This window comes from Hymenobacter artigasi, from assembly GCF_012275535.1.
Classification (GTDB): Bacteria; Bacteroidota; Bacteroidia; order Cytophagales; family Hymenobacteraceae; genus Hymenobacter; species Hymenobacter artigasi.
In genome coordinates, this window is record NZ_JAAVTK010000008.1 from 250,399 (window position 1) to 270,206 (window position 19,808).

The window sequence follows — 19,808 nt, forward strand, 5'->3', positions numbered from 1 at the left end:
CCGCCTTCTTACCCTCCTACCCCCATACCCTCACACCCTAAACGCATGACGCCCCTCAAAACCATTGCCGTCGATGATGAGCCCCTGGCCCTGGGCCTGGTCGCGTCCTTCGTTCAAAAAACGCCGTTTCTGGAGCTGGTGGGCAAGTTTGGCAGCGCCGTGGAGGCCCTCAAGTACCTGCACGAGCACCCCGGCACCGTTGATTTGGCCTTCCTCGATATTCAAATGCAGGAGCTCAACGGCCTGGAGCTGGCCCGCGTGCTGGGCCCCACCGGCCCGCGCGTCATCTTCACCACCGCCTTTAGCCAGTACGCCCTCGAAGGCTACCGCGTCGATGCCCTCGACTACCTGGTGAAGCCCTTCAACTACGAGGAGTTTCTGCGCGCCGCCGGCAAGGCCCGCGCCTACGCCGAGCTCACCGCGCAGCACGCCACGGCCCCCGCCGCCAGCCCCGAGGAAGAAGAATACCTCTTCCTGAAAGCCGAGTACCAGCTGGTGCGCGTAGCCCTCAGCGACATTCTCTATATCGAAGGCCTGAAGGACTACGTGAAAGTGCACCTCAAAAGCACGCCCCGCGCCCTGCTCTCCCTCATGAGCCTCAAGGCAATGGAGGAAAAGCTGCCCGCCCGGCGCTTCATGCGCATCCACCGCTCGTTCATCGTGGCGCTCGATAAGATTGAGGCCGTGCGCCGCCTCACCGTCCAGATTGGGGCCGTCACCATCCCCGTGGGCGACCAGTACAAAGAAGCCTTCCTGCAGTTTCTCAGCCGCTGGAGCTAAGGCGTGTTATGGTGATAAACCGAACGCCATGCTGAGCATTCTGCGTATCAAGCAGAATGCTCGGCATGACGTTCAGTTTATCCCTTCCGCCCCCGCACTAAACTTTCCCGCCTTCTACCACTCTAATGCCCCCTACACTTCCTGTCTTTCTGAGCTATGAATCCATTCACCTTTTCCGGGAGCCCCACTCCCGGCCCGGCCCCCCATGAGTGGGAGGCAGCCCCGCCGCAGCTGGCCGTTTTGTGCCTTTCCGGCAGCCTGGGCGGGCTGGAGCTGAACAGCCTTAAATTTGCCGGCTGGATGCAGGAGCGCGGCTGGCGCGTCACCTTTTTCGCGCCGCCTGCCACGCCGCTGGCCATGTGGGCCGAAGACTGGTTTGTGCCCCTCGAAACCCTGGCCGTGCGCCGGGGCCTGGCCATGCCCCTCATGGCCTGGGCCCTCAAAGCGCAGCTCGAACGCCTGAATATCGACGTACTGGTTGTTACCCAGAACAAAGACCTGCCCGTGGCCACGCTGGTAAAAACCCTGCTCGGCGGCCGGCTGCGCATCATTTACCAGCAGCACATGCAGCTGGGGCGGCCCAAGCGCAGCCCCGTGCACACGCTGCGCTTCGGCCTGCTCGATGCCTGGCTGACGCCCCTGCCCGGCCTGGCCCGCGAAGTGGCTCATCTCACCCGCCTCGACACGGCTAAGCTGCACCTCGTGCCCCTGGGCCTGCCCCTGGAGCAGTTTGCGCCGCCCACTCACACGCCCTTCGCGGCCCGGCAGGAGCTGGGCCTGCCCCAGGACGTGCGCCTGCTGGGCATTTTGGGCCGGCTGGATGCCGGCAAGGGGCAGCATTTCGTGATTGATGCGCTGCACCACCTGCGCCAGCAGTACGGCTACGATGCCCACCTCGTCATCATGGGCGAGCCCACCCGCAACGAGGGCGATGCCTATCTGCGCCAAATCCAGCGGCAGGTGGCTCGGCTGGGCCTGCAAAACCAGGTGCATTTCCGGGGCTTCCAGGCCAATCCAGCGGTATTCTACCATGCCATTGATGTCTTTGTGATGGCTTCGGAAAATGAAACCTACGGCATGGTGACCCTGGAAGCGCTGGCCTCGGGCGTGCCCGTGGTGGGCGCGGCCGCCGGCGGCACCTCCGAGCTGGTGGCGCACAACCAGACCGGCCTGCTCTACCTGCCCGGCGACGTGGCCGCCTGCGCCCGGGCCATTGGCCGCACGTTTGCCGAGCCGGCCGCCACCCACGAGCGGGTGGAGCGTGCCCGCCTGGCGCGCTGGCACTACTCGCACCACCGCCAGTGCGCCCTCACCGAAGACGTAATTCGGGCCGTGGCAACTGCGCCGGCGGCTACGGCCCGGGCCACCCAGCGGCGGCCATTGTCCGTGAATGCCGCTTTTGCCCCCGCCGTGGCCAAGTAGCCGCCCCAAAAAAGTCCGTTTGGTCGATGCAGTGCCGGTTTTGGCCGATATGTGTGCCCACCGCCGGCACCGTGCCCGTAGTTTCAGGATATTAATCAGCCTCCCGGGCCTCCTGATTAGTTTTTTAAGATATGAGCTCCGTTGTCAAGCTTCGTTTTTTGAGTGGGCTGCTGCTGAAGCTGGCCGTGCCGGCCGCCGTGCTGGGCCAGCACGACTGCCCGGCGTTCAGCGCCCCCCGCCCCGCGCTACGTGCCCCGCACCCTGCCCCGCCGCCGGTCGGGGCCGCGCTATGCCATAAGCCCTGTCATTCCTAAGCGGCCCGGCGTGCTGCGCGTGGCCACCCACCCGGCGAGATTACCTCCCGCCGGCAGCAGCGCCCAGCAAATGCCCCCGTCCCGGAATGGCAGGCACCATTACCAGCCACGGCCTGCCGTTGTGCCGCCGCGCGCAACCTCCGGCCCCGGCCGTGGTTCAAATGCACAAAAAGCCCTTGCGGACGCAAGGGCTTTTTATGTTCAATGCAGGGGGGAGCAGTAAGTTTTATTCCCCTTTTATTGGTGATAGGACTGATTAGCTGTCAAGTATTTACTGCCAAAGAACGGGGCTTCCAGGATTGAATGGGTAAATAAAAAAGCCGATTGCGCAGCGCTGGATAGGTTGGGTGTGGAATATAAAGATTTGATAATGGAATAATGCTCTAAATCCAAGTCCACTCAAATATCTTTACACTCAACGTGTCCACCCCATGATAATTTGGTAAAACCCCTAAACCCCTAATAACCCGTTTTTTATGAGAAACCCGTTACCCTGTTTTTCCGCCATTATCACCCGCAGCTTCGTGCTGGCGATGATGCTAATGTTACCGCTGCTCGGGTGGGGGCAGACCACGATTGCCTACTGGAATTTTAACGGGGCTTCTGCTACGGTAGATATAACATCCACTACTCCTAATAACTCAGCTAGTACAGTTACAACAACTGGTTCTACTATTACGTCCTATACAGCACCAGGACCAGGAGGAACAGGTGACAACTCCGCCACAGCCAATAACTGGGCTGGTGGTAGTGGAACTAAGTATTGGCAGATAGATTTTGCAAGTACCGGTTTTTCAAATCTGAAAGTCGGCTCCAAGCATATTTCTTCTAATACTGGTCCTAAAGACTTTAAGATTCAATATAAAGTAGGTGCGGGAGCTTGGACTGATGCCGGCATCACATATGCTGTCACCACGTCTTGGGCTTCTTCGGTTGTCGCACAGGCATTACCAACTGCTGTCGCTAACCAAGCGCAAGTTTCGTTGCGTTGGATTATGACTTCTAACAATGCCGCAAATACAGGTAGCACACTTGCAAATGGTGGCACGTCGCGCATAGATGAAATACTGGTAGAAGGCACCGCTGCCCCCACCAACTCCATCAACACACCCACCTTCGCTACCACAGCGCTTTGCGCCAGCACGGCCGCTTCGTTGGATGTGACCTTCATGGCTACCGGCACCTTCACGGCAGGCAATACCTTCAATATCCAGCTGTCGAATGGAAGTGGCGTATTTCCCAGCATGCCGGTTGTTATCGGCTCGATTTCAAACACGGTGACCACGGCCCAGACCGTGACCACGACCATTCCGGCCGGCACGGCCAGCGGCACCGGCTACCTCATTCGGGTAGTAGCCGATGGCCCTGCCACTACCAGCTCCCCGGCTTCGGCGGCGCTCACCATTGTGAGCAACCCCACGTTAGCCATCGCACCCACTACCACCCAGACCTTCGTGGCCGGCGGCAGCGGCAGCCTGCTTACGGCCACCGAAACCCCTGTTGCGGCCGGCAACACCCGCGTATGGCAAGTGAGCAGCACCAGCGGCGGCACATTCAGCAACATCAGCCCTGCTCAAACTGGTGTTACCTATACGCCCACCTTCGCTACAGTCGGCACGTATTTCGTACGCGTGCTGAGCACCTTCGCCGCTTGTGCTGCTGTTACTAGCAATGAGGTAGAAATTGACGTGACTAACCCGGTGCCTACCATCACGGGCATTTCCCCAAGCCAAGCCATGGCGGGCAGCCCCGACTTTACGCTCACTATCACGGGCACCAACTTCGTAGCTGCTTCTACGACCACATTCAACGGAGTGAGCCGGGTCACCACCTATGTATCGGCCACACAACTGACGGTAGCTGTGCTGGCTGCCGACGTTGCCACTGTAGGTAATTACAACGTGGCTGTGACCAATGCCAGCGGTACCACGGCCGCTACAGCCGCTTCTACCTTTGCCGTGCTACCCCAGCCCACGGGTACGGCCTGCCTTACACAAGATTTCGAAAATGCCACCTTCCCGCCCACGGGCTGGCTGACTTCTGGGGCGACTCGTTCAACTGCTGCTGGTGATATTAAAACTGGTAGCGGAGCGGCCATTTTTGGCTCTAATACTGGCACTCTCACTACGGCCACGCTGGTAAATCCCAATCTGCTGACTTTCGCACTGGGCCGCAGCACCAATACTACGGTCAAATCGCTCATTGTGGAAGTGTCGACTACTACGCAGACCGGTACTTTCACCCCCGTCGCCACCTACGACCACAGCAATGTACCCAGCGGCAGCTATGACGTGTATTACGTCGACCTGTCGGCCTATGCCACCACTGCTCAGGTGTGGGTGCGCTTCCGCAAAGCCAGCAGCACTACCTCGCCTTGGCGCCTCGACGACGTGAATGTGTATTGTTCGGCATCTGCTCCCGCCCCCAAAATCGACGTAACTCAAGGCGCTACCGCCATTCCCAGCGGTACCGGTAGCTATGCCTTTGCCAGTACCGGCGTAGGGACTACCACCGATGCCACCTTCACCATCAGCAACAACGGCACGGACGACCTGCTGCTCTCGGGCACTCCAGCAGTGGCCGTGACCGGAGCCGATGCCAGCCAGTTCAGCATTACGCAGCAGCCGGCCAGCACTACGCTCACGCCCAGCGGGACCACCAGCGCCACCACGTTTGTGGTACGCTTTCAGCCCACTACTACCGGTGCCAAAACGGCGGGCATCAGCATTGCCAACAACGACAGCAACAAAAACCCTTACACGTTTGCTCTCACCGGAACGGGCCTCAACGTCACGCCTACCCTGACGGCTACACAGAATACGCTCACGTTCACCACCACCGCCGGCCAGGCCGCCACGCAGAGCTATGTGCTGACGGGTAGCAACCTGGCCGCCAATGCGGCGGTTGCCATCAGCAGCAACAACGCCAGCTTGCAGGTATCTACCAATGGCGGCATCTCGTTTGCCGCCACCGCCACTGCCACTACCACCGCTTCCGGCACGCTGAGCCAGACGGTGCAAGTGCGCTTCACGGCCCCGGCCACGGTGGGCAGCGGCTCGGCCACCATCAGCAACACCACTGGCTCCTTGTCGGCTCCGGTGGCCGTGACCACTACCACCGCCATACCGCTGGCTTCGGCGCCGGGCCTGTTGCTGCTCGAAGATAATTTCAACTACGCCAGCGGTACCCTGCTGAGCGCGAATGGTTGGGCTGTTCACAGCGGTATCACCGGTACGAATGGCGATGCTCCTACCACAGTAGCCGGCAACCTGACCAATATAAGCTACCCTACCGGGCCGTTAGCATCCAATGCCAACCATGTGTCGTCTATCGGTACTTCTACCGATGTGAACAAGGGCTTCACGGCGCTCACTGGCTCGAATACGGTGTACTACTCCGTCCTGCTCAACATCCCGACGGGTGGAACCCGGACCGACTATTTCCTGCACTTCTTGGAGCGTACCAACACAGCCGGCACCAGCGTAAAAAACTTCCGGGCCAAGCTGTTTGCCCGCTCGGGCACGGCGGCCAATACCTTCAACCTCGGCGTTAGCATTACTTCAAACCCCAACGAAACCCCTGCCCCCAGCTACAGCACGGCCGAATATGCCGAAGGACAATCGTATCTGGTAGTTGTAAAATACGTTTTTGTACCGGGCGGCAACGACGCGGTTTCCCTGTTTGTGTTTGATAATGCGACGGCTGCCCCGGTTACGGAGCCTGCCACGGCCATTGCCTCCTTGCAGCAGGCCAATAATGCTACGTTTGCCTTACCCAATGGCATTGCCATTCGCCAAACCACTACATCACCCTACATCGACATCGACGGCATCCGCGTGGCCACGGGCTGGGGCGCGGCGGTAGGCAACCCGGTCTATACCGCAGCTACCGCCGTTATCAACGCTGGCAATTACTACGCGTTAACCATGAACGACGCGGCCGCCCTGCTAACTCCCAATGGCAATGCCAACGTAGAATCGGCCCTTACCCTCACCAACGGCTTTATCAACACCACTGCTACCAACAGCCTCACCCTGTACCAGACGGCCACGGTAAGCGGCGGCAGCAGCACCAGCTACGTAAACGGCCCCGTACTGCGCCCGCTCGGCATCATCGCCGCCACAACTACTCCGCTTAGCTTCACCTTCCCCGTGGGCAAGGGTAATTTCTACCGCCCCATCACCCTGAGCCTGACCGAGCACAAGGCCCCCAGCGTCTACACCGCCACCCAAACGGAGGTCAACCCCAACCGCACCCTGGCATCGGGCAGTGGCCTGGGCACCGCGCCCCTGGCCCGCGTATCATCGAAACGCTTCTATACCGTCACATCTTCCAACACCACGGCTGGTAACTTCACTGGCACTGTCACGCTCAGCTTTGGGGCCGAAGACTACGTGAACGTGCCCAGCAGCACCGATTTCGTGATTGCCAAGCGCGATGCCACCGGTCCCTTCGCCAACCAGTGGACCAACCTGGGTCGCTCCGGCAATACAGGTACCGATTCCGGGGCCGGCGGCCCCTCGGTGGCAGGTACGCTCACTTCCGCTTCGTTCTCCGATTTCTCCGACTTCGTGCTCGGGGCCCAGAACGACCTGTCCAACACCAACGTGCTGGCTGCTACCAATCCGCTGCCCGTCGAGCTCACCAGGTTCAGCGCGCAGCGCCAGGCCGATAAAACGGTTGCGGTGAAGTGGGCCACGGCCAGCGAGAAAAACAGCGCCCGTTTTGAAGTGCAGCGCAGCCTCAATGGCCGCGAGTTTGCCACCATCGACACCGTAGCGGCCCAGGGCAGCAGCACCCGGCCCACCGCCTACGGCACCCTCGACAAAGCGGCTCCGGCCGCCCTGCTCTACTACCGCCTGCGGCAGGTAGACCTGGATGGCACCTCGGCACTCTCGCCCGTGGTCACCGTTCTCGGCGCGGGCCAGCAGGCTGCTAAGGTGCCGCTGTACCCCAACCCGGCCCATAGCCGCATCAGCTTCATCGCCGCCGCTGCCACGCCTTACCGCGTGCTCAACCAGCTGGGCCAGCCGCTGTTGCACGGCACCACCGAAGCCGGTACGGCCAGCATCGGCCTCGAAGCCCTGCCCACCGGCCTCTACTTCCTGGAGCTGCAAACGGCCACTGGCCGCACCGTGCAGAAATTTGAAAAAACAACGGAGTAGCACGGATTTCAGCGTACGTTCACGGATTTCGTGAACGTACGCTAAACGGTTTTAAGCAAATAAAAAAGGCTTGCCAGATGGCAAGCCTTTTTTATTTGCTGTGAGTGAGAATTGAAATTTCCTCGGCAACATAAATTCCGCGCTAATCCGTGGTCAGACGGAAAAGCTCTCGCCGCAGCCGCACTCGCGCGAGGCGTTGGGGTTGTTGAATTGAAAGCCCTTGCCATTGAGGCCGTCGGAGAAATCGAGTTCGGTGCCGGCCAGGTAGAGGAAGCTTTTCATATCGACCACCACGCGCACGCCCTTGTCCTCGAATTCCTGGTCCATGGGCCGCACTTCGTTGTCGAAGTCCAGCTTATAGCTCAGGCCCGAGCAGCCGCCGCCGGCCACCGAGGCACGCAGGCGGTAGGTGTCGTCAAGGTGCGCGTCTTCAATCAGGCGCGCTACTTTTTCTTTGGCTTTATCGGATACGGTAATCATGGCAGTAGGAGTGGAGCTGTTCAGGCTTAAAGGAAAGCCGAATGGACCCGCAATTTAGACACATTATAAACAAGCGGCCGAATTTCTTTGTTCACTCGCTCGCCAAACAATTTATCGAAGCCCTTAAGAGCTTGGATTAAGCACCACGCTGAACACGGTAATCGTGTTCAAATCGCGGTCAAAATAAAGCTTGTCCAGCGCCTCATATACGTTGTGCGCCCGGAAGTAGGACGTTTGCAGCTCCCGGTCGCCCCGCGCACGCCATTGCAGCGTGTAGGAGCTTTCGGTATCGCGGTAGCTGCGCACGTAGGCCAGCATCTTTTCCAGACACTCCGTTTTATCGCGGCCGGTTTCGTAGCGAAACAGGAAGCTTTGCTGGTGGCGTGGGTTCACCGTAATCAAATCCAGCCGGGTCAGCCCCTCCAACTCCCGAAACTCGAACTGCAGCTGCGCTGGCTCCAGGCCCAGGTACTGCCGAATCTCGCGCTCCAGCCGGGCAATGTCAAATTCGTCCATCTATGACAAATAGTAAATGGGTAATTGCGTAAATGAGTAAGGGAGTAACTGACTGAAAGTGGAAAAGGAGCAAGGCTCTTCCCATATTCACCCAATTACTCCCTTACTCAATTACTCAGTTACTAGTGGTGCGACAACTCCAAAGCGGGCAGGCCGTTTTTCACACGGTAGTCCGAGATAGCCGATTTAATAGCATCTTCAGCCAGTACCGAGCAGTGGATTTTTACGGGTGGTAGGGCCAACTCTTCCACAATTTCCATGTTGTCGATGGCCAAGGCCTCGTCGATGGATTTGCCCTTCAGCCACTCCGTCGCGAGCGACGACGAGGCGATGGCCGAGCCGCAGCCGAACGTCTTGAATTTGGCGTCGGTGATGGTGTTGGTGGCTTCGTCTACCTCAATTTGTAGGCGCATAACGTCGCCGCACTCAGGTGCGCCCACGAGGCCGGTGCCTACGTTCTTCTTGCTTTTGTCCAGCGTGCCCACGTTGCGGGGGTTGCTGTAGTGGTCGATTACCTTATCGGAGTAAGCCATTTTCGCTTTGCTTAAATTATGAATTATAAATTATAAATTATGAATTGAAAATTAGAAGCAGAATGCGCCAAAAGGGGCAATTCATAATTCAAAATTTATAATTCATAATTAGCGCTTCGCGCCTAGTGCTCTGCCCACTCGATTTTGCTCAAGTCGATGCCTTCCTGGAACATCTCCCACAGGGGCGACATTTCGCGGAGCTTGGTCACGGCCTCTTTTACGTGGCCGATAGCGTAGTCGATTTGCTCGTCGGTGGTGAAGCGGCTCAGGCCGAAGCGCAGGCTGCTGTGGGCCAGGTCGTCGCTCAGGCCCAGGGCCTTGAGGACGTAGCTGGGCTCCAGCGAGGCCGAAGTACAGGCTGAACCGGACGATACGGCCAGGTCCTTCACGCCCATCATCAGGCCTTCGCCTTCCACGTACTTGAAGCTGATGTTGGTAACGTGGGGCAGGCGGTGTTCCACCGAGCCGTTCACGTAGGTTTCCTCCATCGTCATCAATTCTTTTTCGAGGCGGTCGCGCATCACGCTCAAGCGGGCGGCATCGGCGGCCATTTCGAGGCGGGCCAATTCGCAGGCCTTGCCCAGGCCCACAATACCGGGCACGTTGAGGGTGCCCGAGCGCATGCCGCGCTCATGGCCACCGCCGTCCATCTGGGCGGTCACTTTCACCCGGGGGTTCTTGCGGCGCACGTATAGGGCACCCACGCCTTTCGGGCCGTACATTTTGTGGGCCGTGAAGGCCATGATGTCGATGCCGTCGGCAATCACATCAACCGGGATTTTACCCACGGCCTGGGTGCCGTCCGTCATGAACAAGGCGCCGTGGGCGTGGGCGATTTTGGCTATTTCACGGATGGGGTTGATGGTGCCCGTCTCGTTGTTGCCGTACATGATGGTCACGAGAATGGTCTCGGGCGTCATGGCAGCTTCAAGGTCGGTGAGGCTGATGAGGCCCTGCTCATCGACGGGCAGGTAGGTTACCTTGCCACCCAGCTTCTCGATGTGCTTGCAGGTATCGAGTATTGCTTTGTGCTCGGTGGTGGTGGTGATGACGTGGTTGCCTTTCTGGCTATACATCTCGAACACGCCTTTGATACCCAGGTTGTCCGACTCGGTAGCGCCCGAGGTGAAGATGATTTCCTTCGAGTCGCAGTTGATGAGCTTCGAAATCTGCTCGCGGGCGTAGTCCACGCCTTCCTCAGCGGCCCAGCCGAAGGGGTGGTTGCGCGAAGCGGCGTTGCCGAATACATCGGTCAGGTAGGGCATCATGGCCTCCAGCACACGCGGGTCGAGTGGGGTGGTGGCGTTGTTGTCGAGGTAAATAGGGAGCTTCAGCATTGCGCGCAGCGGTATAGCAAAAAGATAAACCAATGAAAGCCTGGTCGGCCCTTAGAACACGGTTCGGGGGCAATCAGTTTTCTTTGGTCTCACAAAAGTAGACACAATCTAAATAAGGAAATGCGCCGACTTCCGGCAACGATGCAAAATGCACGGTAAAACCCGCTTTTTTGCCCGGTAAGCGGCATTATCTCTTCTACACTCAACTCATGCTTACCAACCTCGAACACCTCGGCCTGGCCGTGCACGACCTCGAAGCCGCCACCGAACTCTATACCAAACTGCTCGGCGCGGCCCCCTATAAGAAGGAGCACGTGGCCAGCGAGGCCGTCGATACCGTCTTTTTTCAGGTCGGCGGCTCAAAGATTGAGTTGCTGGCCGGCACCTCGCCGGACAGCGCCATCACGAAATTCCTGGCCAAAAAGCCCGAGGGTATTCACCACGTCGCCTTTGAAGTCGATGATATTCGCGCCGAGATGGCGCGGCTGAAAGGGGAGGGCTTCGTATTATTAAATGAGGAACCCAAGCGCGGGGCCGATAACAAGCTGGTGTGCTTCGTGCACCCCAAGAGCGCGGCCGGGGTGTTGGTGGAGCTCTGCCAATCACTGATTGCCGCTGATTAGCCGTGATTTCGCTGATTTATTTCGGCGGTAATCTTTGCGGTTTGGTCATTAATTGAATTAGGCGATTGAAATCAACAAAAACAAAAAGCCATGATTTCGGGGGCGATAAAAACTCGGTGAAATCACGGTTAATCATTGTAAATCAGTAATATGAACCGTTTTCAACAAGAAGTTGATGCTGCCGTTGACGCGCTGCTGCTCCAGCAGGTTATTCTGTATCCCACCGATACCGTGTGGGGCCTGGGCTGCGATGCCGAAGCCCCGCCCGCCGTGCAGCAGCTTTATAAGCTGAAGGGCCGCGAGGCCGGCAAGCCCAGCATCGTGCTGGTGGCCGATTTTGACATGCTGAAGCGCTACGCTGCCGAAGTGCCGGCAGAGCTGGAAGCCATGCTGGCCGCCGATACGCGGCCAACCACTTACATCCTGCCTGCTGGCCGGGCTGTGGCCAAGGAGCTGGTGGCCCCAGATGGCACCGTGGGCCTGCGCGTGGTGAAGGATGAGTTCTGCTTCAAGGTGGTGCGCCGGCTAGGGCATGGGTTGGTATCGACCTCGGCCAACAAAGCCGGCGAGCCGACCCCGGCCGTGTACACAGAGGTGGATGCCGCCATCGTGCGCGGGGCCGACCACGTAGTGAACTGGCGGCAGGACGATGCCAGCCGCACCACGCCTTCGCGGCTGGTGCGGCTGGGGGCGGATGGCAAGCTGGAGGTGGTGCGCGAGTAGGCTGGGAAATAAAGTAGCGCGAACTTTGTAGTTCGCGTCCCCGCGCCGATTGCAACCGTTGAGACGGCACGGGGACGCGAACCACAAAGTTCGCGCTACTATGAATACGCCTCGATTACCCGACCTGCCCATTTTCCACACCATTGCCGAAGCCGCTGCCGAGCTGGGCCAGCCGGCCTACGTTATCGGCGGTTATGTGCGCGATTTGGCGCTGGGCCGCGATAGCAAGGACATCGACGTGGTGACCGTGGGCGACGGCATTGCCCTGGCCCAGGCCGTGGGCAACCGCCTGAAAGGCAAGGGCCGGGTGCAGGTATTCAAGAACTTCGGCACGGCCATGCTGCCCACCAAAGAGGCCGGCGACATTGAGTTTGTGGGGGCCCGCAAGGAGAGCTACCGCACCGAAAGCCGCAAGCCGGAAGTGCAGGCCGGGACTTTGGAAGAGGACCTGGCCCGCCGCGATTTTACCATCAATGCCCTCGGCCTGAGCCTTAACCCGGAAAATTTCGGCGAACTGGTGGACCGCTACGACGGCATGAAGGACCTAGTCGGCAAAACCATCCGCACGCCGCTGGGGCCGGACGTAACGTTCTCCGACGACCCGCTGCGCATGATGCGCGCCGTGCGCTTCGCCTCGCAGCTCAACTTTGATATTGAGCCCGATACGTTCGATGCCATTATTCGGAACAAGGAGCGGATAAAGATTGTGTCGCAGGAGCGGATTACCACCGAGCTGAATAAGATTATTGAGTCGCCCACGCCGAGCTACGGGTTCAAGCTGCTGTTTCAGACGGGCCTGTTGCAGCTCATCTTCCCGAAGATGGCCCTGCTGTACGGCGTGGAAAAAGTGGGTACCCACGCCCACAAGGACAATTTTTATCACACCCTGCAAGTGCTGGACAACGTGGCTGCCGCCGGTGGCGACCTGTGGTTGCGCTGGGCTGCCGTGCTGCACGACATCGCCAAGCCGGCCACCAAGCGCTACTTCCCCAAAGTGGGCTGGACGTTTCACGGCCACGAGGACAAGGGCGCACGCTGGGTGCCGGGCATCTTCACCGACCTGAAACTGCCGCTGGGCGAGGAGATGCGCATGGTGCAGAAGCTAGTGAAGCTGCACCTGCGTCCCATCGCGCTGGTAAAGGAAACCGTGACCGACTCGGCCGTGCGCCGCCTGCTTTTCGAGGCCGGCGAGGACATTGACCGGCTGATGCTGCTGTGCCGGGCCGACATTACCAGCAAGGACCACACCCGCAAGGAACGGTACCTGCGCAACTTCACGGAGGTGGAGGAGAAGCTGAAGGAGGTAGAGGAAAAGGACCATCTGCGCAGTTTCCGCCCAGTCATCACCGGCGAAATTATCATGGAAACCTTCGGGCTGAAACCTTCGCGGGCCGTGGGAGAGCTGAAAGAAGCCGTGATGGAAGCCATTCTCGACGGCATTATCACAAACGAAATGGAGCCAGCCCTGACCTTCCTGTTGCAGCAGGGGGCGGCCAAAGGACTGGCTCCGGAAGGAGGCCTCGTTCACTCACCAAACTAAGCCTGACTTCGTTTTCTGTTTTTCGTCGGGAGAATAGATGTTAATAGTACGGGTAAAGTTGCCTCGGTAGCTATAACCCGGCCTAAATCTTCGGTGGGCTACAAACGTTTGATGCTGGACGCACCCACCGCGTCCACTTTCACGGTTGCGGGCTGGCCGCTGTAGGCTATTTCGCTGGCACCCACGGCGTCGCCCTTCAGGCTTTCCGTCACGTTGAGGCGGGCTTTGCAGGCCCCGACGAGCGAAATTTTGGCAACGCGCGTTTTCAGGTTGGCTCCGGCCAGCTCGCAGGCCACGGCCGCGTCGAGGTTGAGGTTGTCGGCCTGGCCGGTGGCGGTGGTGCGGCAGGCCCCGGCGAGGTCAATTTTCAGGTTGGCGTAGTTGCCGTTCAGGCGCAGGTGGCTGGCGCCGGCCTGCTCGATGCGCATGTTCTCCTGGCGGTCAAAGCCGCCGAGGTCGCCCTGCACCGCGCCGGCCAGCTCAAGATGGTCGATGGTAGGCATCTCGATGCGAATGAGGACTTTGTGGTCGGCATCGCCAAAAAACTTGCGGCTGCGGGAGGGTTTCACCACCAGCTCGTCGCCGTTGCGCTCCACGCGCAGGTTATCGAGGGCGCTGTCATCGCCGCCGGCCTCAATCTTGAAGCTGTTGCCGTGGCGCACCACCACCCGGTAGCCCCCGGCCACCGAAACGCGCGTGAAGCCGGTTTCGTCGAAGGTGCGGCGGCCGCTGCCGTAGCTGCTCAAATCGGTGTTGAAGCTGGGCGCGCCGCCGTAGTTCAGCGAGAGGCCGCTGCGGCTGTTGCCGTCGCTGCTGTCGTTATTATCGTCGCTGTTGTCGTCGGCGCTGTCGCTGTTGCTGTCGTCGCTATCGATATTGATGTTCACGTTCGAGTCGTCGTCGTTGTTTTCGTCGCGGCCCAACTGCTCGTTGGTGCAGCCGATGCACTCCAGCTTGTTGCCGCGCAGGCGGTAGCGGTGCTGCTCGGGGTCGCGGGGGCGGCGGTTGCCCACAAAGTCATCCTCATCAAGCAGGTCATTGGCAAAGTTGCGGCTGATGCGGAACGTGCGGTCGCGGGGCAGGCGCAGGGTCAGGCTGAGTTCCTGCTTGCGGTAGGCGGCCTCGGGCAGGAAGGAGAAATGGTCGTCGAATACCAACGAGGAGTCGCCGCTGGGGCGCACCGTGTAGTTGATGGTGGTGAGGGCCGTGTTGCGGGCCACGTCTTCGCTGGGGCCTTTGGCACTCAGGGTCCGCAGCACTTCCACGGTTTTGCCGCTGTCGGCCGCCGCGAGGCGCAGGTCGACGTGCTGCTCCCACTGGCGGTCAATGTTGCGCGAGTCGAACATGAGCACGGGCGAGGTGAGCTTGGGAAACTGCTCCAGCTGCTCTACCTCGGCATCGTACTGGTACTGGCGGCTCTGCTGGGCCACGCCGGCTACCACGCCCACAATGCTCAGCAGCCACAGGCCCAGCAGCGACAAGCCCACGGTCCGCGTCAGAATCGTGTGGCGGAACAGCAGGTTCAGCCCGCCCAGCAGCAGCCATAGGGCCGGAATGCCTGCGGCTAAAAAGCCTGCCAGCAGCGCCCAGCCGGGAATGCCGTGCAGCATGACGTAGGCCGGGGCATCGCCCATCACAATGTTCTGCGAAGCGGGCAGCAGGCCAATGCCCGCCCCGGTGCATACAACCACGGCCAGCAGCAGGCCAAATCCTATGATGCTGAGCAACACGCCCGCCGAAACCCGAATGGCCGAGCCCGCGAAGTTCACCAAAGGCCGCAGCCCACGGGCCGCATCTTCCACAAAGGCACCTACGGGGCGGTTAGTGGTGGCCGCCCCTTCCGTAAAAGCCGGGTCACGCAGGCTGCTGTCGAAGCTTTCCAGGGTCATCGCGTCGCCGCGCATCCGCAGCTTGTCCGAGACCGTTTTGGCCTCGGGCAATACTATCCAGAGAATAATGTAGAGCAGGAAGGTGAAACCTCCGGCAAAGAGGCCGGCCAGCAAAATCACGCGCACCAGCGTCACATCAATGCTGAAGTAGGCGGCCAGGCCAGCGGCCACCCCGGCTACCTTGCCCGTGCCGGTGTCGCGAAACAGGCGGCGGCCGGCCAGCGGGCCCGTGCTCAGCAGCGCCTCGGTAGGGGCGGGGGCATCGTAGCGCTTGGGTAGCAAAATCCAGAGCACCACGTAGGCAACCACCAGCCAGCCGCCAAAATCGACGCGCATGTTGTGGCGCGACCAGATATTGATAGCGGGCGAAAACACGGTGCCGAATATCAGCGCCAGCCGAATCCACAGCGGGTTCACCATGAAGTACTGCGCAATGCCGGCCGCCACGCCCGCCACCTTGCGGTTGGCCATGTCGCGGTACAGGCGCTTGGTTTCGCCGGGAGCCGTGGGCTCGTTGCTGTTGGCAAATGCACCTTCGGGACCAAACGCACCTTCGGGACCGAACGGGCCCTTGCGACCAAAAGCGCCTTCGGGGCCGAAGGTATCGCTTGCGGGAGCAGTGGCTTCCACCTCGTCGTCCTCATCGGCATCGGGAGCGAAGTCGCTCACTCGGCCCATTTTAGCCGTCATGGCGTTCACGTCATCGAGGCTGATGACCTGCTGCATGGGCGAGAGGCGGGCGGCGAAAAGCTCCGCGATGCGGCCTTCGATGTCGGTCACGATGTCCTGGTGGCCGCGGTAGCTGGCAAAGTGAGCTTTCACCTCGGCCAGATAGCGGCTCAGAACGTCGAAACCGTCTTCCTCGATGTGGAAGATGATGCCTTGCAAGTTGATACTGATGTTCTTTTTCATGTGAAAGAAGGCCGAACGGGCCAATTGGATGCTGGTGAGTGAAGCAGAAAAAGAGGTAGGGTTAGCGGCTGTCGCCGGGCGGCCGGCTGTGGCGGATGATGCCCACCGAAGCAGCCATTTCCTCCCAGGTGTCGCGCAGCTCCGCCAAGAACTTGCGGCCCTCCTCGGTGAGGGTGTAGTACTTGCGGGGCGGGCCGCTGGTGCTCTCCTTCCACACGTAGTCGAGCAGAGCAGCATTTTTGAGGCGAGTGAGCAGCGGGTAGAGCGTGCCCTCCACCACTATCATGCGGGCCGAAGTCAGCTCCTCCAGCATGTCGGAGGCATAGGCTTCGCCGCGGGCGATAATTTCCAGGATGCAGAACTCAAGGATTCCCTTGCGCATCTGAACCTGGGTGTTCTCGAGTTTCATGGGCGAGTAGGTTGACTAGTGGGTGACGAACAGTACAAATGTATGGTAGGTACTTTGTAACGCAAGGTACTGGATGAATAATTCCATTAAATCCAATTGAATATGATATTACGTATTGATTATCAGCGATAAAATTTTCGATGATTATGGCGGTGTCTCACTAGAATACCTGCTTTTTGCCTGGCTATGAGGGGGTAAAATGGACCGTGCCTGGCCGGAACCCCGGTACTGCGGGCCGGCAAAAGCCGGGCAACGCCATTTCTGCCGTTGGCCGAACAGCGCGTATCCGGCGGTTTGGCCCGAAATTCGCGGGGCCGGACGCACTATAATGGAGTAACTTGCGTTCCGTCCGCGCAAACATTACTAGTCACCTTTCTATGTCCCAACTTTCCTCTGTTGCCCGCGGGCTGGCCCTCGTGGGAGCCACCGCCGCGCTGGCCCTGCCGGCCGCCGCGCAGTCTACCAAAACGCCCAAGTACAGCAACGAATTTCTGAACATTGGCGTGGGGGCCCGGGCCCTAGGCATGGGCAAAGTGCAGGTGAGCCTGGCTACCGACGCCACCGCCGGCTACTGGAACCCCGCCGGCCTCACCAACCAAACCCACAAGTACGACGGCGTGCTGATGCACTCCGAGCTGTTTTCGGGCGTGGTGAAAAACGACTACGCCGCCTTCTCCATGCCCATCGACGATAAGAGCGCGCTGGGCGTGAGTGTGTTGCGCCTGGGCGTAGACAACATCGCCGATACCCGCGCTCTGGTGAACGAGTACGGCTACGTCGACTACAGCAAAATCGAATATTTCTCGGTGGCCGATTACGCACTGTTGCTCTCCTACGCTCGCAAGCTGGGCGTGGAAGGCCTGAGCGTGGGCGGCAGCGGCAAAATCATCTACCGCAACATCGGCAAGTTTGCCCACGGCTACGGCTTTGGGATTGATGCCGGGGTGCAGTACAACCACAAGGGCTGGAACATGGCCCTGATGGCCCGCGACATCACCACCACGTTCAATTCCTGGAACATCAACTCGGCCGAGTACGTGAAGGGGCTCAACAGCAATGTGGCCATCAAGTCAGACTCCATTCCGAAAAACAGCACCGAAATCACACTGCCGCGCTTTGTGCTGGGCGTGGGTCGCCGCTTTGAGTTGCCCAAGCAGTTCTCCGCCCTCGTCGCCGTCGACCTGGAGGCCACCACCGATGGCCAGCGCAACACCTTGGTTTCCAGCAAAACCGTGAGCGTGGACCCGCGCCTGGGCGTGGAGGTAGGTTACAAGAATCTCGTGTTCCTGCGCGGCGGAGCCGGCAACTTTCAGAAAATCAGCAGTGTGGTCGACCAGTCTCTGCAGTGGAAGGGCCAGTACAGCCTTGGGGCCGGCGTTGCCGTGAGTGGCCTGCGCATCGACCTGGCGCTCTCGCGCTTGGCCGTGGAGAAACTGGGCAGTGCATCCCAGACCAACTCCCTGATTGTATCGCTGGGCTACGGCTTCAAATAGCAGCTCAGGTTGGCAAATAGCTGCATAATTGCCTGATAGATAGTATTGTAAATAGATGAATTTTCAAAATAGAATGAATAAAAAGTACACGTATTCGACGCGGCGATGGGTAGTGCTGTTGATGTGGGTGGGATTGTGGCTGAGCAGTACTACCGCCCAGGCCCAGTCCGGTCCGGTAGGCAACGAATGGATTGTGCCCGGCCAGACGTACTATAAAATGAAAATAGTGCGGGATGGATTATATAAAATTGATTATCAGTACCTGACCCAGGCCGGCATCACCGGCGTAGTGCCCAACGAGCTCCAAATCTGGCGGCGCGGCCGGGAGATTGCGACTTACGTGGGCGGCAGCCGCACCACGCTGGATGCCACGTCGTTCATCGAGTTCTACGCCGTGCACAACGATGGTCGGCTCGATGTGGAACTCTATAAAAACCCCGCTGACCAGCCGCATCAATATTTTAGCCTATACACCGATACGGCCAGCTACTTCCTGACCTGGCGCGCCGGCACCGCCGGTCGCCACATGCAGGAGCCGGTAGCAGCCGGTGGCACCGTGCATCCGCACAATCTGCGCGAACGGCTGACCTTGCGCATAGAGGGCTTCCAGGACTATCCGCCGGAACTGAGTACTTACTTGCCTTGGATGCAGGCCGGCGAGGGCTTTTACATGAATGCCAGTAATAATGAGCTGACGTATACCATCGACTCTGTATCAGTAAGCCCGGCTGCCACCGGGCCGCTGCCTCGTGTCGAGGTGGTATTGTTTGGGGCACAGGACTTTTCGCAGCGCTCCGGCGGCGTGGGAACACCCCACCATACGCAGGTGATTGTGGTGCCGCCCACGGGTAGCGGAGCCGAGCGGGTACTGGGAGTGATGAACTATGTGGGGCTGGTGCGGGCCCGGCAATCGTTCACGCTGCAGGCCTCCGATGTCAGCAGTACCGGTCGGGTCGTCATCAAGCTAAAAAGCGTTGCGCCGGTCGCGGCCGGCGATTATTTCGTGTCGCACTACCTGCGCACCACTGTCCCGCAGGCTCCGGCCTGGCTGGCCAGCCGCAACCGCCTGCTTTTTCAGAACGACTCGCTGCTAACCGGTCCCGCCACATACGAGCTAGCTAACGTGCCCGCCACAGTGGCGGGCTTCGATATTAACGACCTGTACAACGTGCAGCGGGTGGTGGGCACGCAAGGGGCCAGCGCAGCGCTGAAGCGTTTTGTGTTTCCGGGGGCCACAGCCGCTATTACGCACCGCCTCATGCTGACCGATGAAGCCACGCTGCCAAAGCCCCTGCCGGCTCGCCGGGTCCGGTTCCGGACCATCAATCCGGCTGTCCCTACGTTCACCATTATCACGCACCCGCAACTAATGGGTGCCGTGGGCACGGTACCCAACGCGGCCCGCGCCTACGCCAACTACCGCGCTTCGACGGCTGGCGGCCGTTACGACACGCTCATGGTAACCTCGCAGCAACTGTATGACCAGTTTTTCTACGGTGAAAAGTCGTGGCTGGCATTGCGTCATTTTTCGCGCTGGCTGGCGGCGGCTACGCCCAATGCGACCAACCGTTACTTACTAGACTTGTTGTACTGAATTATCAATGAGTTAAGCAGAAGTTCCACAGTCCGGCGCATACCTCCAGTGCCGTATCAAACTGTTCCAGATTATGCA

15 protein-coding genes are annotated in these 19,808 nt (G+C 59.6%); 9 read left to right on the forward strand and 6 right to left on the reverse strand.

Annotation, left to right across the window (positions count from 1 at the left end; all coding sequences use genetic code 11):
- Window positions 1–45 precede the first annotated feature (45 nt).
- The 4 genes from HBN54_RS14630 to HBN54_RS14645 all read left to right on the forward strand — a co-directional run bounded on the left by HBN54_RS14630 (window position 46) and on the right by HBN54_RS14645 (window position 7,681).
- Window positions 46–780, forward strand: coding sequence for a LytR/AlgR family response regulator transcription factor (locus HBN54_RS14630; protein ID WP_168673957.1), 735 nt, complete (start codon window positions 46–48; stop codon window positions 778–780).
- Between the two features lie 156 nt (window positions 781–936).
- Window positions 937–2,202, forward strand: coding sequence for a glycosyltransferase family 4 protein (locus tag HBN54_RS14635; protein WP_168673958.1), 1,266 nt, complete (start codon window positions 937–939; stop codon window positions 2,200–2,202).
- Between the two features lie 131 nt (window positions 2,203–2,333).
- Window positions 2,334–2,516 carry a hypothetical protein gene (locus HBN54_RS14640; RefSeq protein WP_168673959.1) on the forward strand — a complete coding sequence of 61 codons (183 nt, stop codon included), beginning with the start codon at window positions 2,334–2,336 and terminating at the stop codon, window positions 2,514–2,516.
- A 995-nt stretch (window positions 2,517–3,511) separates the two neighbouring features.
- Window positions 3,512–7,681: a choice-of-anchor D domain-containing protein gene (locus HBN54_RS14645; protein WP_168673960.1), complete on the forward strand. Its 4,170-nt coding sequence runs from the start codon at window positions 3,512–3,514 to the stop codon at window positions 7,679–7,681.
- Between the two features lie 153 nt (window positions 7,682–7,834).
- On the opposite strand, the gene HBN54_RS14650 is transcribed toward HBN54_RS14645, so the two are convergent.
- The 4 genes from HBN54_RS14650 to HBN54_RS14665 all read right to left on the reverse strand — a co-directional run bounded on the left by HBN54_RS14650 (window position 7,835) and on the right by HBN54_RS14665 (window position 10,547).
- The gene (locus tag HBN54_RS14650) at window positions 7,835–8,161 is read right to left on the reverse strand and encodes a HesB/IscA family protein (RefSeq protein WP_070728920.1); all 327 of its coding nucleotides are present in this window, start codon (window positions 8,159–8,161) and stop codon (window positions 7,835–7,837) included.
- A gap of 123 nt (window positions 8,162–8,284) precedes the next feature.
- Window positions 8,285–8,677: a hypothetical protein gene (locus HBN54_RS14655; RefSeq protein WP_168673961.1), complete on the reverse strand. Its 393-nt coding sequence runs from the start codon at window positions 8,675–8,677 to the stop codon at window positions 8,285–8,287.
- A 122-nt stretch (window positions 8,678–8,799) separates the two neighbouring features.
- A complete protein-coding gene (gene iscU / locus HBN54_RS14660) occupies window positions 8,800–9,210 on the reverse strand; it encodes a Fe-S cluster assembly scaffold IscU (RefSeq protein ID WP_168673962.1) in 411 nt (136 codons plus the stop codon).
- 122 nt (window positions 9,211–9,332) lie between these two features.
- The gene (locus HBN54_RS14665; RefSeq protein ID WP_317170227.1) at window positions 9,333–10,547 is read right to left on the reverse strand and encodes an IscS subfamily cysteine desulfurase; all 1,215 of its coding nucleotides are present in this window, start codon (window positions 10,545–10,547) and stop codon (window positions 9,333–9,335) included.
- Window positions 10,548–10,756: 209 nt separating this feature from the next.
- Here HBN54_RS14665 and mce point away from each other — a divergent pair, with 209 nt between their 5' ends.
- The 3 genes from mce to HBN54_RS14680 all read left to right on the forward strand — a co-directional run bounded on the left by mce (window position 10,757) and on the right by HBN54_RS14680 (window position 13,433).
- Window positions 10,757–11,170, forward strand: a complete 414-nt coding sequence (gene mce / locus HBN54_RS14670) for a methylmalonyl-CoA epimerase (protein ID WP_168673963.1) — start codon at window positions 10,757–10,759, stop codon at window positions 11,168–11,170.
- A gap of 150 nt (window positions 11,171–11,320) precedes the next feature.
- Complete coding sequence (locus tag HBN54_RS14675; protein WP_168673964.1) at window positions 11,321–11,893, forward strand: L-threonylcarbamoyladenylate synthase; 573 nt, start codon at window positions 11,321–11,323, stop codon at window positions 11,891–11,893.
- A gap of 100 nt (window positions 11,894–11,993) precedes the next feature.
- Entirely contained in the window at window positions 11,994–13,433 is a 1,440-nt protein-coding gene (locus HBN54_RS14680) for a CCA tRNA nucleotidyltransferase (protein ID WP_168673965.1), read from the forward strand.
- A 98-nt stretch (window positions 13,434–13,531) separates the two neighbouring features.
- On the opposite strand, the gene HBN54_RS14685 is transcribed toward HBN54_RS14680, so the two are convergent.
- Together HBN54_RS14685 and HBN54_RS14690 are read right to left on the reverse strand one after the other, a co-directional pair.
- A complete protein-coding gene (locus HBN54_RS14685; protein WP_168673966.1) occupies window positions 13,532–16,234 on the reverse strand; it encodes a PspC domain-containing protein in 2,703 nt (900 codons plus the stop codon).
- Between the two features lie 61 nt (window positions 16,235–16,295).
- On the reverse strand, window positions 16,296–16,643 hold the full coding sequence (locus HBN54_RS14690) for a PadR family transcriptional regulator (protein WP_168673967.1): 348 nt from the start codon (window positions 16,641–16,643) through the stop codon (window positions 16,296–16,298).
- A gap of 377 nt (window positions 16,644–17,020) precedes the next feature.
- Here HBN54_RS14690 and HBN54_RS14695 point away from each other — a divergent pair, with 377 nt between their 5' ends.
- The gene (locus tag HBN54_RS14695) at window positions 17,021–18,136 is read left to right on the forward strand and encodes a putative type IX sorting system protein PorV2 (protein ID WP_168673968.1); all 1,116 of its coding nucleotides are present in this window, start codon (window positions 17,021–17,023) and stop codon (window positions 18,134–18,136) included.
- 73 nt (window positions 18,137–18,209) lie between these two features.
- The gene (locus HBN54_RS14700) at window positions 18,210–19,730 is read left to right on the forward strand and encodes a C25 family cysteine peptidase (protein ID WP_168673969.1); all 1,521 of its coding nucleotides are present in this window, start codon (window positions 18,210–18,212) and stop codon (window positions 19,728–19,730) included.
- The last annotated feature ends 78 nt before the right edge of the window (window positions 19,731–19,808 follow it).

Excerpts from the sequence above, each read along its gene's own strand:
- mce (WP_168673963.1), top strand. The coding sequence starts at position 10,757 with ATGCTTACCAACCTCGAACACCTCGGCCTGGCCGTGCACGACCTCGAA.
- HBN54_RS14630 (WP_168673957.1), top strand. The coding sequence starts at position 46 with ATGACGCCCCTCAAAACCATTGCCGTCGATGATGAGCCCCTGGCCCTG.
- HBN54_RS14665 (WP_317170227.1), bottom strand. The coding sequence starts at position 10,547 with ATGCTGAAGCTCCCTATTTACCTCGACAACAACGCCACCACCCCACTC.
- HBN54_RS14645 (WP_168673960.1), top strand. The coding sequence starts at position 3,512 with ATGACTTCTAACAATGCCGCAAATACAGGTAGCACACTTGCAAATGGT.
- HBN54_RS14680 (WP_168673965.1), top strand. The coding sequence starts at position 11,994 with ATGAATACGCCTCGATTACCCGACCTGCCCATTTTCCACACCATTGCC.
- HBN54_RS14690 (WP_168673967.1), bottom strand. The coding sequence starts at position 16,643 with ATGAAACTCGAGAACACCCAGGTTCAGATGCGCAAGGGAATCCTTGAG.
- HBN54_RS14695 (WP_168673968.1), top strand. The coding sequence starts at position 17,021 with ATGTCCCAACTTTCCTCTGTTGCCCGCGGGCTGGCCCTCGTGGGAGCC.
- HBN54_RS14685 (WP_168673966.1), bottom strand. The coding sequence starts at position 16,234 with ATGAAAAAGAACATCAGTATCAACTTGCAAGGCATCATCTTCCACATC.
- HBN54_RS14675 (WP_168673964.1), top strand. The coding sequence starts at position 11,321 with ATGAACCGTTTTCAACAAGAAGTTGATGCTGCCGTTGACGCGCTGCTG.
- HBN54_RS14655 (WP_168673961.1), bottom strand. The coding sequence starts at position 8,677 with ATGGACGAATTTGACATTGCCCGGCTGGAGCGCGAGATTCGGCAGTAC.
- HBN54_RS14700 (WP_168673969.1), top strand. The coding sequence starts at position 18,210 with ATGAATAAAAAGTACACGTATTCGACGCGGCGATGGGTAGTGCTGTTG.
- HBN54_RS14640 (WP_168673959.1), top strand. The coding sequence starts at position 2,334 with ATGAGCTCCGTTGTCAAGCTTCGTTTTTTGAGTGGGCTGCTGCTGAAG.
- HBN54_RS14635 (WP_168673958.1), top strand. The coding sequence starts at position 937 with ATGAATCCATTCACCTTTTCCGGGAGCCCCACTCCCGGCCCGGCCCCC.
- HBN54_RS14650 (WP_070728920.1), bottom strand. The coding sequence starts at position 8,161 with ATGATTACCGTATCCGATAAAGCCAAAGAAAAAGTAGCGCGCCTGATT.
- iscU (WP_168673962.1), bottom strand. The coding sequence starts at position 9,210 with ATGGCTTACTCCGATAAGGTAATCGACCACTACAGCAACCCCCGCAAC.